Below are 14,059 nucleotides of genomic sequence, written 5' to 3'. Positions count from 1 at the left end.
GCTGCGCTGACCGTGTCGTGACTTCTCCGACCGCGTCAGGGGTGGTACGAACAGGACATGTCCTGGTCCTTCCTGCTCACCTCGCTCATCGTCGTGGCTTCACCGGGTACCGGTGTTCTCTACACGCTGGCTGCCGCACTGACGCGGGGCTCGCGCGCCAGTGTCGCGGCGGCCTTCGGCTGTACGCTGGGGATCGTGCCGCACATGTGTGCTGCGATGCTCGGCCTCGCCGCCGTGCTCCATACCAGCGCGCTCGCTTTCGCCGCGCTGAAATGGTGCGGCGTGGCCTATCTGCTCTACATGTCCTGGCAGGCGCTACGCGAGAGCGGGGCGCTCGCGGTCGAGGCTGATATCAGGGAGCGCTCCAGCGCCCGGGTCATCGTCACTGGCTTCCTGATCAACATCCTCAACCCGAAGCTCTCGATCTTCTTTCTCGCTTTCCTGCCGCAATTCATCGCGGCGGACGAGACGCATGTGCTGGCGCGGATGCTTGAATTGAGCGGCGCCTTCATGGCGATGACCTTTGCGGTGTTCGTCGTCTACGGCCTCTGCGCGGCGTCCGTGCGCGAGCGCGTGATCTCCCGCCCCGGTGTGATGGCCTGGCTGCGCCGCTCCTTCGCTGCCGGCTTTGCCCTGTTAGGGGCCAAGCTCGCCTTTGCCGAGCGATAGCCAATGAAAAGATAGCCAACAAAAAAGCGGGCCTTTCGCCCGCCACCTTCAACCCCGTTCGACCCGACGCCCGGGCGGAGCGTGCTCCACCCGGGCAAAGAAAAAGAAGCCGCGTTACTTCTTCTTCGCCTTCTTGGCCTTTTTCGCCTTCTTCTTCGTCGCCTTCTTCGCTTTCTTAGCCATAGGATCCTCTTAAGGGTTAATGGTGAAACGCGACACGAGGAACGCTCGGCGGAGGGCCAGCCTCGCAACATCCTCGATGACAAACTCAGCAGATTCGCGCCTCGCTGCCCTGCGTCGTCACATCTGTGTCATCCCGTTATCCACAGCTCAGATGCATTTTCAGGTGATTTTGGCCTGCGAATCCGCTTCGCCATGCGCATGCATCGACGCCCGCGACGTGCCTAACGATCTGATAATCGAGATCCCCGCATTCATGAATCCAAAACCAAGGGCGCGTTTTCGACGGTCGCAGTGAGGTTCCGTTAAGTGCAACTCGCGCATGATCACCGCAAGAACACGGGGGCGGTGATGGACGGACGGTGGCCGATCGAAGGGGGCGGGACGTGGCATGTCCCGATGTCGTCATGCTGAGCGTGCCGACACTCTGGACCGTGTTCATCATCAATTTCCTCGCGCTAGGCCTGATCTGGGCCTACGTGGCGCGCTCCTATCCCAAATTCGCGGCGGCGCGGTTCTGGATGGCATCGGCGTTCGTCGGCGCCGGCGGCGCGATGACCGCGCTGGTCCGCCTGCTCATCGATTCCCCCGTGCCGACCGCGGCCGGCGCTGTCGGCATCATCACGGGGTGCTGCCTTGCAGCCATGGGTATCCAGCGCTTCTACGACCAGCCGGTGACGTGGCGTCTCATGACCGCAACGACCGCGTTGAGCTTCGCCGGCATTCTGGTGTTTCTGTTCGTCTTCGATCACATGCTGCTGCGCATGGCGAGCTACACGCTCGGGCAGGCCGTGCCGCTGGTGGTGGCGCTGCCCCTGTTGCTGTCGCCGCCCGAAGGCCGTGCCAGTCCGGGCGCGCGGCTGTCAGGCACGGTCATCATCGCCATTATCGCCATGTTCGTGACGCGCACGGCGGGCAATCTGTTCGGCTACGACTTCTCGGCGCGAGGCGGCGGTCAGGTCCATGGCTTCCTGGTGCTCGGTCTGCTGTTCTTGTCGATGACCCTCAATTTCGGCTTCCTGCTGATGGCGATGGATCGGCTGCGCAACGAGGTTGCAGATCTCGCGCTGCTCGACGATCTCACCGGCGTCGCCAATCGCCGCCATCTGTTGCAGCGGCTGTCGGAGGAATGCGCCCGTTCGGAGCGCAGCAATGAGCCGTTCTCGCTGCTGGTGATCGACCTCGACGGCTTCAAGACCATCAACGACACCCATGGCCACGCCGCGGGCGATGCCTGCCTTCAGCACTTCACCTTGATGGCACAGACGCGCTTGCGGCCGGGCGACATGCTCGCGCGTACCGGCGGCGACGAGTTCTGCGTCGTGCTGCCATCCTCATCCATGCGCGAGGGCGCGCTGATCGCCCGCCGCATTCTCGAGGTCTGCCGCCAGGACGCCGCCACCTGCTCCGGCAACGACATCCCGATCGCGATCTCGATCGGTGTTGCGGAATGGGATCGCGGCATTGGTCAATTCCCCGACAGGCTGATCGCCCATGCCGACCACGCCCTTTATGCCGCCAAGAAGAACGGCAAGAACGATTTTGCCGTCTACGATCCGGCCCCTCCGCTGTTGCCCGAGCCGGTCGAAGCCGCGCGCAAATTCGCATAGATCTGCTAGGTTCGGATCCGCCCTTGGATCCCCCGTGATGATATTTCGCCTTGTCGTGGCTGTTCTGGCCGCTGTTCTGATCGCTCCCGCCGCCGCCAACGATGACGGGCTTGCAAGGCTCGCACGCAGCCGCGGCACGCCCGACATTCCCGGGCTGAAGGTGGTCTGGCTCGCGCCGTGGGGCGATCTCGCCAACGCCCATCCCTGGCGCAACATCATCGTGCACCAGACCGAAGGGCCGGCGGGCTCGGCGCGCGGCGGCGCCGAGGCGCAATCGAAGAATCCCACCCGGCGCGGCGTGATGGTCTGGGTCGAGACCGATGGCACGGTCTACTGGTCGGTCCCAGACGATCTGGTGCCGACCCACACCGACGGCGCCAATCGCAACGACAACAAATACATCGACAACAGCGCGACCTATCATCAGGTCGTGCGCGACAATTCGATCGGCGTCGAGTTCGCCGGCAACTATCCCGATGTCACGATCGGTCCGACCGCGGCGCAGGTCGCGGCCTGGAAGATCCTGGTCCAGGTGCTGCGCGCGCGTTACGGCATTCCGCTCGACCACGTCTATGCCCATAATTGGATCGACTTCAAGGACGCCCGCTATTGCGAAGGCTGCTGGCTCGCGACGCTGGCGCGCACGTGGGGGAAGTGAGGGCGCGTGCAGACGAGCCGGCGGAGGCCGAGACCTCGTCGCTCTAGTCCAGCCGGCGTTGCTCGCGGACATGCTCAAGTTCATGCAACAAAAAAAGCCGGCGTTGCCGCCGGCTTTTGGTCTCGTCTCGATCCGCCAATGTGGCGCGGAAAGCCTTCGCTCAGTGCGCGGCTTCCAGCGCAGCCTGTTCCTGCCTTGCGATCGTGCCCTTGACCGCGGACTGCACCTTCTCGAAGGCGCGGACCTCGATCTGGCGGACGCGCTCGCGCGACACACCGAACTCGGCGGCAAGGTCTTCCAGCGTCATCGGCTCATCGGCAAGGCGACGGGCCTCGAAGATGCGGCGTTCACGCGGGTTGAGCACGCCCATGGCGCCGTTCAGCGCGTCACGGCGGTGGTCATACTCCTCGTGCTCCGCCATCATGGCTTCCTGGTTGGGCGTGTTGTCGACCAGCCAGTCCTGCCATTCGCCGGCTTCGCCGTCGTCGCGGATCGGCGCGTTGAGCGACGCATCGCCACCGAGGCGGCGGTTCATGTCGATCACGTCCTGATCCGTGACGCCGAGGCGCTTGGCAATGATCTTGACCTGGTCGGGGCGGAGATCGCCCTCTTCCAGCGCGTTGATCTTGCTCTTCGCCTTGCGCAGGTTGAAGAACAGCTTCTTCTGGTTCGCGGTGGTACCCATCTTCACGAGCGACCAGGAACGCAGGATGTACTCTTGAATCGACGCCTTGATCCACCACATCGCATAGGTGGCAAGACGGAAGCCCTTTTCAGGCTCGAAGCGCTTCACCGCCTGCATCAGGCCGACGTTGCCTTCCGAGACGACCTCGGAGATCGGCAAGCCGTAGCCGCGATAGCCCATGGCGATCTTGGCCACGAGCCGGAGATGGCTGGTGACGAGTTGATGTGCCGCGTCGCGATCGTCATGCTCGCGCCAACGCTTGGCGAGCATGTATTCCTGCTGGGGCTCCAGCATCGGGAATTTGCGGATCTCGGCGAGGTAGCGAGAGAGGCCGGATTCTCCATTGAGGACCGGCAAAGCAGCGGTACGGGCCATATGTAAGCCCTCCAAGGTTCAGGCCCCCGATAGCGGCGGGCCAGGCAGACGACCGCTTGGTTAAAGCCGATCGTAGCTGCGATGTTCCACGTTGGTCATTTCCAACGCAGGCGCAATATACTCCATCGGGGGGCAAAAAGGGAAGGATTGCTGACGTCACGTCCCCGTGTGGCAGCCATAACTTTTTGTAAGGTAACGGTTTTCTCAAAGCCCCTGCGTCATAGCGCCGCTTTCAGGGGGCTTTCGAGGAGAAGCAAATCCGCCGGCAGACCCGTCTCCCAGTGCAGAAGTTCTCCGGTTCTGGGGTGCTCTAATACCAGCAAATAGGCATGCAGGGCCTGCCGGCCGAGCGCCGTTAGGGCAGCCTGCGACTCGGGGCCGAGCTGGTTGGCCTTGGTCTTGAAATGGGGACCATAGACGGCGTCGCCCATCAAGGGATGGCCGATATGGGCGAGGTGGACGCGGATCTGGTGGGTGCGGCCGGTCTCGAGTTCGCAGGCCAGCAAAGCCGCGACCGGTTTGCCGTCGCGGCCGGCAAAACTCTCGAGCAGCTCCCAATGGGTCACCGCCTCGCGACCACCCTGGCGCACCGCCATTTTTTCCCGCGCATGCGGGTGGCGGTCGATCGGCGCATCGACGGTGCCGCGGTGCCGCCCCGGCACTCCCCAGGCGAATGCCATATAGCCACGCCGCATCGGCCCGGTGCGGCCGTGATCGGCGAATTGGGCAGTGAGCGAGGCATGGGCGAGGTCGTTCTTGGCCACCACCATCAGGCCGGTCGTGTCCTTGTCCAGTCGGTGCACGATGCCGGGCCGGCGGACCCCGCCGATGCCCGACAGCGAGGTGCCGCAATGGGCGATCAGCGCATTCACCAGGGTGCCGGTCTCGTGGCCGGCTGCGGGGTGCACGACCAGTCCTTTGGGCTTGTTGATGACGATGATGTCGTCGTCCTCGAACACGATATCGAGCGCGATGTCCTCGCCCTTGGGCTCCGGCGGAGCCGCTTCCGGCACAGCGATTATGATCGTATCGCCTGAAGCGACGTGATAAGCGGGGTCGCGGACCTCGGCGGCCTTCAGGGTCACGGCGCCCGCCAGAATCAGGGCTTTCAGCCTTGATCGCGACAGCTCGGGAAGGCGCGCCGCCAGCACGCGGTCGAGCCTGGCCGAGCCCTCGTCGCCTTCGACCACGACTTCCAACCGCTGCGCTGAACCTGAGCTTTGCATGACGACGTCTGATACCGCTGTTCCCGAACCGACCCCCGAGCAGGCCGCGCTGTTCGCGCGGGTGCGGCGGATGATGCTGATCGCGGGGTTGACCACGGCGCTGGCCGTCTGCGCCGTCCTGATCGCGGTGGGCTACCGCCTTTTCAAGTCGGAGGGAAGGGCGGCCGGGTCCGTGGGCGACGTCATCGCTACCCTGCCGAAAGGCGCCAAAATCGTCTCCACCGGCCTCGCCGGCGACCGTCTCGTCGTCACGCTCGATATCGGTGGGGTCACCGAGATCCGCACCTTCGATGCCCAGACGCTCAAGCCGGCGGGAAAGCTGAAATTTGCCAATGAGCCGTAAAACGGCTCCTTGGGTCCTTGCGGCGGACAAATTTCGAGGCTATTCGGTACCCCTCACGCTCCCTTCGTCTAGCGGTTAGGACGCGGCCCTCTCAAGGCTGAAACAGGGGTTCGATTCCCCTAGGGAGCGCCAGCCTTTTTCTAGCCCCCTGTTTTCACGTCCCTTTTCGGCAGCTCCCCAAATTTGAAGCCGCGTGTTGGGGAAGGCTTGTGCCGGTTCTGTTCGAGCTTGGTGATCGCGTTCTCGGCAAGTTGCCGCTGCTTGGCTCCTTGCGTGTAGATGCGCAAGCTCGTGGCCGAGCGATGCCCGAGCACCGCCATCATTTCCTCGTCGGTGCATCCGGCTTCCGCCATGCGCACGCCTGCCAAGTGACGAAGTCCGTGCGGCTTGCAGTCAAGCGGCAGGCCCGCTGCGGTGATCGCGTCACGAAGCCAATCCGAGAACCCTGCCACTGTGAAGCCGATCCCGGCTTCGGTTTTGATGATTGGATCATTCAGCCCCACCACCGTGCCTCGCCGCGCGTGCGCGTCGTCGAGCACATACAGCAGGTCCTCGTGGATCGGAATTTCCAGCTTAGCCTCAGTCTTCTGCTGCACCACCTTGATGCGTCCGGTACGGGGGTTGATGTCGCTCCAAGCCATGCGATGGGTGTCGCTGCGCCGCTGCCCCAGATACTCGGTCAGGCAAAACGCAAGACGCTGGCGCGTGCCGAGCGGCCACCGCTCTTTGAACTGCTCAACTTCGTCCTCGGTCCATGACCGGATCGAGCCGCCTTTGGGCCGTTTCAGCCCGACCATCGGGTCGCCCGTCATCCACTTGATGTCGATGGCGTGCTTGATGAGAATTTTGAACTTCTTGTGGGTGTCGAGACCTGAACCAGGGCGGTCATCGAAGTCGTCAAGAAAATCGATGATGCGCTCACGCGTAAAGCCGATCAGCGGACAATCGCCGTAGTCGCGATCAATAGCGTTGAGCCGCGAAGTGTAGCCCTTCTTGGTTGTCCCATCTCGATTGGCTTTAAACTGCGCGTTGTTCGCCTTGTACTGCGCGATCAGCGTCGAGATGGTGCGCACTTCCGTGGAGCGACGCGCCAGCGAGGGCATGGCGATGCCCGTGCGACCTTCCGCCGCCGCCTTATACGATAACATGAATTCGTCAGTGTACGGCACGCCGCTCAGTGGCGTGCGGGGGCCTTTGCCGATCCGGTAGTAGTACCGGACGGTTTCCTGCCCATTGCGCCGGTCAACAACGGCGTCAATGTTGGGCAACAGGTTTTTGCGCCTTGGCGGATTTACGGGCTGCATCAAATCGCTCCAATGCCTGCCGGTCCTTGTCGCTCAATGCGATAGGCGCGACAGCTTCAATGTGATCCTTTCGCGGAAGTGCCGCAATGGCTATGTCAAGCTCGCGCTGTATCCAGCCGAAGCGCCGCTCCGACAAGATGACAGCCTTGGGCATGCGCCCCATGGCTACCATTTCATCGAACAGGCTTGGACTGACGCAGACATACTCGGCGGCTTGCTCGCGGCTGAGCACGCCGAGGATGTAGCCGATGGGCAAGGACGATCCTTTCATGTGCGTCCAGTTAATAGCCTTCGATATCTGCGGCCTTGCCGACCTTGACCCCCCAAAGGACACCCGGCACAGCGGGGAGGTTGGCTTTCCGTTGTTGGGCTGGCCGCGTCGCCCGCATTTCGTCCTGTGCCGAAGCTCAATAACCTTTCGTCGAGCGCACGACGGCGACTGTCGGCGTCGTGGTGCCCATGATCTGCGCGATCTCGCTCTGAAGTGACGCGATAGCCGCGCGCATCTCCTCGCCGCTGACGTAAGAAGTCGAGCGACCGTCATATTCGACAGTCCGGACACCAGAGCGGTACGCCCGCTTCAATGCGTCGAGCTGCGCCTGCAACGTCGCGAGATCAGCCATCGCTTACTGACCCGCGTTCGTCACGAGGCCGCGCCACTCCACGGCACCACAGCCGTAGTCCAGACGCACCTTGGTCTGAACGCCATCGACCTCGAAGCCCGCGCGGCTCTCGGTCTGCGGACCCGGCGCGCCCGCCAGATAGGCGAACTCAATGCAGGGCAGCAGTGCCGGATCGGCCGACAAGTACCAGCGATGGGTATCGGTCAAGCGCGGCTCGACGATCAGATCGAGGAACGCGAACGGATTGACGTTGGCGGTCTGCGTCGCCTGAACCGACGTGATCAGCTTCTCGGCGTTGGTCTCCAACGCGCTCGGCACAATCAGGTAGCGCGGCACGACGCTGATGCCGCCGCCGCCGGGGCCGGTCTGGTTGCGCATCAACAGGCGCGCTTCTGACAAGCTCGTCTCGCTCGGAACGCCGCCCGTGCCGACATTGCCGTGGCTCGCGTGGAAGAGCGTCAGGCTGTCGGACATGGTCGGGCCGAGACCCGCATTCTGCACGATCAGGTCAACGAGCTTCTGGCGTTCGAATTCAGCCGCAGCGAGGCCAAGCCGCTGCGTCACGTCGCCAAGACCGCCAAGGTCGTCGTTGACCAGCGCTTTGCGCGTGATGGCGAAAATCTTGCCGTAGGTCGCGACGCTATAGCTCTCAGCGCTGTCAATGAAGGCACCATAGGGATACTCGGCGCTCTCGTTGATCAGGTCGAGCGTGAAGCCGGAATGATCGATCTGAATGCGGCTCTTGGCGCGGAAGTCGTTGGCCTCAGTCTGGCGGGCGATGCGGCGGACACCGCTCGGCGCGATCTGGTAGGCTTCGCGCAGCGACTTGTTCATCAAGTTCGCGAGCAGCGCCGGATAGTCGCTGGTGGTCTGCAAAGCGCGGGTGATCAGGCTCGGCGCAGTCATGCCGAGCGTCGAGATGCCAGAACGATGCAAACATTCGCGGGCGATGTCGGCACAGCTCATGCCGATATACTGACGAGCCTGCGGCGACGGCGTGAAGCTCGGCACGATACGCATATACATGGCTTCAGCAGCGGCGCGCTGGAAAACGTCGGGATTGTCGAGAGTGGCAGCGTTGTGCATGTTCGTGGTTCCTGCGCTACGAACCGTCACGGAACGGTCGAGCATGTCATTGAGAAAAGCGCGGCGCGCATCATCGATGCTCGCGCCACATTCGACCAGGGTGTTGACGCGATCCGTCGCGACACCGGCACGACGGCCGAGTTCACGGATGGCACGGTCATCGTTGGCGGCGCGGGTGCGCGCCGTGGGATCGGCGGGCACGGCGACAAAGCTGGCCTCACGCACCGACCAGCGAACAGCAGTCATGGTACGCGCGCCGCTGGCATCTTTACCCGCCTTCCACTCGCCGACTTCATAGCCGACTGACACATTGCGGATGATGCCGTTGCGGATGTCAGTCACGACCGGCGCGATCTCGGGACGCGACGAGAAGCGGATACGAGCAATGACTTCGTTGCCTTCAACGCGCACGTCATCAATCACGCCAATCACATTGTCGATGCCGCCCTGCTGGTGGCTGTCGAGAACGGACGCGCCACGAGTGACGGCGAGGTCGAGCCCCGAAGGATCGAGGATTTCGAGAAAGTCGCCACGCGCATCACGACGCCGAACCGGCGTGGTCGATGCGATGACGGCTTCGACGGTCATCGCCTCGCCGTCGAACGTGCGCGGACGCGGGATCGCGTCGCGGCGGGTCAGGTCAACTGCGCTTTCGCGCAGCAAGAGGGCAGTTGAATTACGCATTCTCATTCTCCGTTTCGTTCTGGCTGGCAATCGAGCCAGCGCTTGCCGACAAATCATCGGCGGCAAAGGGGTCGTTCTCGATTTCGGCATCAACGTCGGCGGGATCGCGCCCGCCTTCGCTGATGATTTCTTGACGCGAGCGCAGCTTGGCGGCGACCGCGAGCGTGTCGGCTTTCGCTTTCTTCAATTCGTCGATGGCGGGCCAGCCCGGGAACAGGAAGGACGCGCCGTAGCGCTCAGGATTGCTCTCATAGTCGGGCGCGCGCATGCGTCCGCTCAGCACTTCGAGCAGCACCAGCCGATCCCAGATCGGGTTCAAGAGCTGCGCGACGATGTGGTTCTGCTGAAGCGCCTTGATGCGACGCTGAAAGGTCGCCAAGCCGAGCTTGCCAGCGGAAAAGTTAATCGCGCCGAAGTCGCCCGTTGCCATGAAGGCGGGCACGCCAGCGCCCGCGCAGACCAAGCGCTCGATATGCGACAAGACTTCCGCGACCGTATTCATCTCAGAGGTCGGCGGGAAGCTGACATCAGCGCCGGGAGGCAAGCGCAGGGTTGCGCCGGGTTCGAGGTACAGCGATGCCGGATCGGTCGTCGGGTCGAAAGGAAAATTGCCCTCAGGGTCGCGAACGACCATGCCGACAAGGCAAGTGGTGCGCAGCTTCACGACAGCCGCGTCGATGCAGTTATCGAGTTCAAGGGCAAGCGGCGCAATGGCGGTCAGCGGCGACATACCGCGCGGCGCGCCCGGAAAGCGCGGTTCGAACACATGGCAGATGTCGAGAGCAGAGATGCGGGCCGGAGGCTCGACGCTGGCCCACGGCGCGTCCGGCGGCGTCGGGAGAACCCAGAAGGCAACGCGGCGGCCGGTGCCGTCGAATTCAACACCGGCCACGATCATGGGCATATCGCCGGTCAGTCCGAGCGACGGAACAGTCTTGGAATGATCCACCTGATCGGCCGTCAACAGGCGCAACTTCAAGCGCATGGTGGCTGGATCGGTGACAAGCTGAGTGAAGCTCTCGCCATCGACATAGAAGCCGCGAGCGGCGCGAGACAGATAGCCGCCGAGCGACATGCCGCCTTCGACGCTGCAATCTTGGAAAAAGCTGTTCCAGGCGTGCAGCAGTTGCGCGGCGGTCTCGGGATTGGGATGCATCGCGCGAACGGTCGGGCCGTCGCCGACAATCGCGTTCACGCCGTGCAAGATGATGCTGCTGACGAGCGCATTGTTCTCGGCCTGATGCGCGATCTTGCGCGACGCGAGACGACCGGCGGCGAGCTGCTGGGTGACGGGCGAATGCAGCGCATAGGCTGCGGGCCAGCGAGCAGAGCCGCCTGCGATGTCATAGCCGGAGAATGCGCGGGTGAAGGCGCGGAAGGCGTTGCGGGTGCGGGTGATGATGCTGGTCATTTGCGATCAATGGGGATGTTGAGGGCGTTGCACACGTGAGCAACGACGGCCGCCAGATCGATCACGATCATGACGCCGCCCGCTTTGCTCAACACGTCGAGGAAGCCATTTTGATCGAGGAAGTAGAGGTCCGGCTTCTCATTGCCGTCCTTCGCATCCCAACGAAAACCAAGCACGCTGCTGACGGTTTCCCCGCTCAGGAGCGCGAAGATTTGCAAGCGCACGAAATCGTCATCGGCGGCCATGATTGCGCCTTTGGCGCTGATACCAGCATCGGTGAGCAGCTTGACCGCGCGCGCCACGCAAGCGTCGGTCAAGGAGAGGCGCTTCTCCACCTTGGTGCGCGTCACGGTGTCCGCGAACAGGTTGAGGCGATTGCGCCACGCGTCGAGCGTCGGGCGCGGGCAACCGACTGCGTCGGCGACCTCAGGAATGGGGAACTGCGGGGCTTCGAGGTGCATGCGACTTAATGTACTTGCATTAACTGATATAATGCAAGTACATTAAGAACGCTTTTACGCAGAAAAGCTCGCCGCCGGTTGTCGGACCGAAAGCGGCCTAGAGGAGCCAAATCACTTATGGAAACAACAACTTACAGCTATGCTCCGGATCTGTCCACCACCGGACCGGTGAAGATCGGTGACTATTGGGCCTGTTCGGCCGGGTTTTCGACTGAGGATTTCGGCGATCCGATCCCGGACGACGTCCAACGCAGCCAAGTCGAGCTCGTCAAATCCGTGTTTGCTCGGTGTCGCCCGACGCGCGCTGTGCAGCCCGATGAGTATCTGACTATCGGTTGGCTCAAGCATGATGTCGAGCGCTTGAGCCGCCGTGGCTACATCTCGCGCGGCGCGGTGCTGGTCGCGGCGTCGGAGATGGGCATCAACATCATTCCCGTGTTCGGCGAGGACGGTCCGGCTAACGAAGGCTTCGCGCCGGTCAGCGCTTACATCGGCGTGAACCGTCGCGATGTTGATCGCCTGCTGCGCGAGGTGCGCGCATGAACGAGATCGCAGACGCCGAAAAGACGTTCTTGGCGCAGCTCAAGCGCCGAACATCGTTAATCGTGCAATCCAACAACATGGCTCAGGTCATCGAGGAGCTGATCAAGGATAACGAAACCGACCATGACATCCAGGCATTTTGCGCATCGTTTCGCCGTCACACCCCGGCCGATATCCGCAAAATGATTTCCAATGCCCGCACGACGCTTCAGATTTCGGAGCATATGTTGCGCGGCCAGATGCGCGCAACTCCGTATCGCTGGACGCCGCCAGAGCAAATTCCGATGCGAGAGTTTCTTTACGGCAAGCATCTCATCCGTGAATATGTCAGCGCCACGATTGCGCCGGGCGGTCTCGGTAAATCGTCGCTCATCATTGCCGAAATGCTCTCGACGGTCTCAGGGCAGGCGTTGCTCGGCATCACTTCCGAACAGTTGCGCGTCTGGTATTTCAATCTTGAAGACCCAGCCGTGGAGACGACACGTCGCATTCAAGCCACCGCCAAATACTTCAAGCTCACGGAAAACGACATCGGCGACCGGCTGTTTATCGACCATGGCCGTGAACGTCCCCTTGTCATCGCCAAGACAGAAGGCCGCGACACTGTGATCTGCGCGCCTGTCGTTGACGCCCTGATCGCGGAGATTAAGGCGCGCGGCATCGACGTTGTGATCGTCGATCCGTTTATTTCGTCGCATAAGGTTCCTGAGAACGACAACAACGCCATCGATATGGTGGTGAAGGAGTGGGGCAAAGTCGCCGATCAGGGTAATTGCGCGGTCGAGCTCGTCCACCACGTTCGTAAGGGCGAACAGGAGGTCACGGTGCAAAGCGCGCGCGGCGGCGTCGCGATGACCGATGGCTGTCGCTCCGTTCGTGTGCTCAATCGCATGACCGAAGCTGAAGCCAAGAAAGCAGGCGTCGATCAGCATCGGTCCTATTTCTCAGCCTATGCCGATAAGGCCAACCTGACGAAGCCAGCCGACAAGCGGGACTGGTTCAAGCTGGTTTCGGTCGATCTCGACAATAACCTGCTGACCCGTCTCAGCGGCAACCCCTTCGGTGATCTGAAGGGCGACGAGATCGGCGTTGCGACCCGCTGGGAGTGGCCCGACTTGCTGGCCGGGGTCACCGGATCGGACTTCGAGCGGTGTGCTCAAGCGATCAAGGCGGGCCAATGGCGCGCCGACCAGCGGGCGAATAGCTGGGTCGGCATCGCCATTGCCAAAACATTGGGCCTCAGCCTTGCCGACAAGCAAGACCGCGCCAAGGTCCTTGCGTTGATCAAGACCTGGCGTGAAACGGGCGCTTTGATCGAGGTCGAGAAGCAGGCCGAGAACAGGCAGATGAAGAAGTTCGTTGAGGTGGCCGACGATTAAGGGATGCTGACCGCTCCAGTTGCTCCAGTTGGCCGGAGCAGAACTAGAGCAACTGGAACAACTGATCTGCTCCGCTCCAGTTAAATCCCTTTAGGGATTAACTGGAAGTGGAGAGCAGAGGGGCGGTCGGAATGACTGGAGCAGAGCGGGGGTGTCGGAATGAAAATCAATCTGGGGCGGCGCGTGCGTCGTCACGTCGTAGCAGAGGAGCCAATCGAATGTATGTGATGCCCACGAACCTTTTCGAACAATACTTCCTGCACTTCGCAGGCAAGCTCGCCGATGCGCCCGGCGCGCCGCACCTCGCCGAGCTGGCCCAAACCGCGAAGGCCATTCCTGTGCCGGTTCTGGCGAGCCTGACGGCCAAGATGGCGCGGCTCAATCCGCGCGCGGTCAACTGGACCCTAGCGACGCTGGCGGAGGAGATCGCCGATGGCTGCGCCCACTATGGCGATGCGACCGGCTTCGCGCGTGCTCTGGACCGTGATCTGGAGTGGCCGGAGCTGGTGGAGCTGGCGATGGGCGAGGTGGAGCGCAAAGGTCGCCGCAGCATGCATTAGCCGGGGCGGTAGTTAACCTGCGTGAAGGCAACCCTTCCCGGAATGCTGCATTCTCTGGGGTATGACCGACCTATTACTTGCCCGCGCTCAACTGGCGCTAGAGGAAAGCCGCAAGGTGCGCAAACAGCGGCTGACACTTCAGGCTGAGCACGACCACGCCGCAAATGAGTTGCACCGCAATCTTTTAGAGAATGCTTCTTTGCGGATCGAAATTGAGGCGCGACGTCAGGACGGGCAATCTCGGAACAAAAGAACTTAACAT

Annotated in this window: 15 protein-coding genes and 1 tRNA gene; 8 read left to right on the top strand and 8 right to left on the bottom strand. The window is 62.4% G+C overall.

From position 1 onward, the window contains the following. Window positions 1-57 precede the first annotated feature (57 nt). From BM374_RS31755 to BM374_RS31745, 3 genes are all read left to right on the top strand, one after another. Window positions 58-669, top strand: a complete 612-nt coding sequence (locus tag BM374_RS31755; protein WP_092302020.1) for a LysE family translocator — start codon at window positions 58-60, stop codon at window positions 667-669. 587 nt (window positions 670-1,256) lie between these two features. Further along, window positions 1,257-2,459 carry a GGDEF domain-containing protein gene (locus BM374_RS31750; protein WP_092302017.1) on the top strand — a complete coding sequence of 401 codons (1,203 nt, stop codon included), beginning with the start codon at window positions 1,257-1,259 and terminating at the stop codon, window positions 2,457-2,459. Window positions 2,460-2,496: 37 nt separating this feature from the next. After that, on the top strand, window positions 2,497-3,117 hold the full coding sequence (locus BM374_RS31745) for a peptidoglycan recognition protein family protein (protein ID WP_092302014.1): 621 nt from the start codon (window positions 2,497-2,499) through the stop codon (window positions 3,115-3,117). A gap of 160 nt (window positions 3,118-3,277) precedes the next feature. On the opposite strand, the gene rpoH is transcribed toward BM374_RS31745, so the two are convergent. Together rpoH and BM374_RS31735 are read right to left on the bottom strand one after the other, a co-directional pair. Beyond that, complete coding sequence (gene rpoH / locus BM374_RS31740) at window positions 3,278-4,177, bottom strand: RNA polymerase sigma factor RpoH (protein WP_092302011.1); 900 nt, start codon at window positions 4,175-4,177, stop codon at window positions 3,278-3,280. A gap of 218 nt (window positions 4,178-4,395) precedes the next feature. Beyond that, a complete protein-coding gene (locus BM374_RS31735; protein ID WP_092302008.1) occupies window positions 4,396-5,403 on the bottom strand; it encodes an RluA family pseudouridine synthase in 1,008 nt (335 codons plus the stop codon). Between BM374_RS31735 and BM374_RS31730 the strand changes: the two genes are divergently transcribed. Both BM374_RS31730 and BM374_RS31725 read left to right on the top strand, forming a co-directional pair. Then, window positions 5,402-5,746 (top strand): hypothetical protein, encoded by a 345-nt coding sequence (locus BM374_RS31730; RefSeq protein WP_092302005.1) that lies wholly within the window; start codon window positions 5,402-5,404, stop codon window positions 5,744-5,746. The genes BM374_RS31735 and BM374_RS31730 overlap by 2 nt on opposite strands. A gap of 57 nt (window positions 5,747-5,803) precedes the next feature. Beyond that, window positions 5,804-5,878 (top strand) — tRNA-Glu (locus BM374_RS31725). Between the two features lie 8 nt (window positions 5,879-5,886). Here BM374_RS31725 and BM374_RS31720 read toward each other — a convergent pair. From BM374_RS31720 to BM374_RS31695, 6 genes are all read right to left on the bottom strand, one after another. After that, window positions 5,887-7,050 carry a tyrosine-type recombinase/integrase gene (locus tag BM374_RS31720; RefSeq protein WP_092302002.1) on the bottom strand — a complete coding sequence of 388 codons (1,164 nt, stop codon included), beginning with the start codon at window positions 7,048-7,050 and terminating at the stop codon, window positions 5,887-5,889. Further along, entirely contained in the window at window positions 7,001-7,306 is a 306-nt protein-coding gene (locus BM374_RS38895) for a helix-turn-helix transcriptional regulator (RefSeq protein ID WP_177248675.1), read from the bottom strand. The genes BM374_RS31720 and BM374_RS38895 overlap by 50 nt, the downstream gene beginning before the upstream one ends. A 151-nt stretch (window positions 7,307-7,457) precedes the next feature. Further along, the gene (locus tag BM374_RS31710; protein WP_092301999.1) at window positions 7,458-7,673 is read right to left on the bottom strand and encodes a phage head-tail joining protein; all 216 of its coding nucleotides are present in this window, start codon (window positions 7,671-7,673) and stop codon (window positions 7,458-7,460) included. Window positions 7,674-7,676: 3 nt separating this feature from the next. After that, a complete protein-coding gene (locus BM374_RS31705) occupies window positions 7,677-9,443 on the bottom strand; it encodes a phage major capsid protein (protein ID WP_177248674.1) in 1,767 nt (588 codons plus the stop codon). Continuing rightward, entirely contained in the window at window positions 9,436-10,854 is a 1,419-nt protein-coding gene (locus BM374_RS31700; RefSeq protein WP_092301993.1) for a phage portal protein, read from the bottom strand. The genes BM374_RS31705 and BM374_RS31700 overlap by 8 nt, the downstream gene beginning before the upstream one ends. Then, a complete protein-coding gene (locus BM374_RS31695) occupies window positions 10,851-11,315 on the bottom strand; it encodes a hypothetical protein (protein WP_092301990.1) in 465 nt (154 codons plus the stop codon). The genes BM374_RS31700 and BM374_RS31695 overlap by 4 nt, the downstream gene beginning before the upstream one ends. Before the next feature lie 117 nt (window positions 11,316-11,432). Here BM374_RS31695 and BM374_RS31690 point away from each other — a divergent pair, with 117 nt between their 5' ends. The 3 genes from BM374_RS31690 to BM374_RS31680 all read left to right on the top strand — a co-directional run bounded on the left by BM374_RS31690 (window position 11,433) and on the right by BM374_RS31680 (window position 13,797). Beyond that, window positions 11,433-11,858, top strand: a complete 426-nt coding sequence (locus BM374_RS31690; RefSeq protein ID WP_092301987.1) for a hypothetical protein — start codon at window positions 11,433-11,435, stop codon at window positions 11,856-11,858. After that, window positions 11,855-13,237, top strand: coding sequence for an AAA family ATPase (locus BM374_RS31685; protein WP_092301984.1), 1,383 nt, complete (start codon window positions 11,855-11,857; stop codon window positions 13,235-13,237). Before BM374_RS31690 ends, BM374_RS31685 begins: the two co-directional genes overlap by 4 nt. A 218-nt stretch (window positions 13,238-13,455) precedes the next feature. Next, window positions 13,456-13,797 (top strand): hypothetical protein, encoded by a 342-nt coding sequence (locus BM374_RS31680; RefSeq protein ID WP_092301981.1) that lies wholly within the window; start codon window positions 13,456-13,458, stop codon window positions 13,795-13,797. Window positions 13,798-14,059 lie beyond the last annotated feature (262 nt).

This window comes from Bradyrhizobium sp. Ghvi, from assembly GCF_900115265.1.
Classification (GTDB): Bacteria; Pseudomonadota; Alphaproteobacteria; order Rhizobiales; family Xanthobacteraceae; genus Bradyrhizobium.
Note: the sequence above shows the minus strand (reverse complement) of the source record. Positions and strands in the feature narration are given on the sequence as shown.

Excerpts from the sequence above, each read along its gene's own strand:
- rpoH (WP_092302011.1), bottom strand. The coding sequence starts at position 4,177 with ATGGCCCGTACCGCTGCTTTGCCGGTCCTCAATGGAGAATCCGGCCTC.
- BM374_RS31730 (WP_092302005.1), top strand. The coding sequence starts at position 5,402 with ATGACGACGTCTGATACCGCTGTTCCCGAACCGACCCCCGAGCAGGCC.
- BM374_RS31745 (WP_092302014.1), top strand. The coding sequence starts at position 2,497 with ATGATATTTCGCCTTGTCGTGGCTGTTCTGGCCGCTGTTCTGATCGCT.
- BM374_RS31735 (WP_092302008.1), bottom strand. The coding sequence starts at position 5,403 with ATGCAAAGCTCAGGTTCAGCGCAGCGGTTGGAAGTCGTGGTCGAAGGC.
- BM374_RS31695 (WP_092301990.1), bottom strand. The coding sequence starts at position 11,315 with ATGCACCTCGAAGCCCCGCAGTTCCCCATTCCTGAGGTCGCCGACGCA.
- BM374_RS31690 (WP_092301987.1), top strand. The coding sequence starts at position 11,433 with ATGGAAACAACAACTTACAGCTATGCTCCGGATCTGTCCACCACCGGA.
- BM374_RS31700 (WP_092301993.1), bottom strand. The coding sequence starts at position 10,854 with ATGACCAGCATCATCACCCGCACCCGCAACGCCTTCCGCGCCTTCACC.
- BM374_RS31755 (WP_092302020.1), top strand. The coding sequence starts at position 58 with ATGTCCTGGTCCTTCCTGCTCACCTCGCTCATCGTCGTGGCTTCACCG.
- BM374_RS31705 (WP_177248674.1), bottom strand. The coding sequence starts at position 9,443 with ATGCGTAATTCAACTGCCCTCTTGCTGCGCGAAAGCGCAGTTGACCTG.
- BM374_RS31710 (WP_092301999.1), bottom strand. The coding sequence starts at position 7,673 with ATGGCTGATCTCGCGACGTTGCAGGCGCAGCTCGACGCATTGAAGCGG.
- BM374_RS31685 (WP_092301984.1), top strand. The coding sequence starts at position 11,855 with ATGAACGAGATCGCAGACGCCGAAAAGACGTTCTTGGCGCAGCTCAAG.
- BM374_RS31750 (WP_092302017.1), top strand. The coding sequence starts at position 1,257 with ATGCTGAGCGTGCCGACACTCTGGACCGTGTTCATCATCAATTTCCTC.
- BM374_RS31720 (WP_092302002.1), bottom strand. The coding sequence starts at position 7,050 with ATGCAGCCCGTAAATCCGCCAAGGCGCAAAAACCTGTTGCCCAACATT.
- BM374_RS31680 (WP_092301981.1), top strand. The coding sequence starts at position 13,456 with ATGTATGTGATGCCCACGAACCTTTTCGAACAATACTTCCTGCACTTC.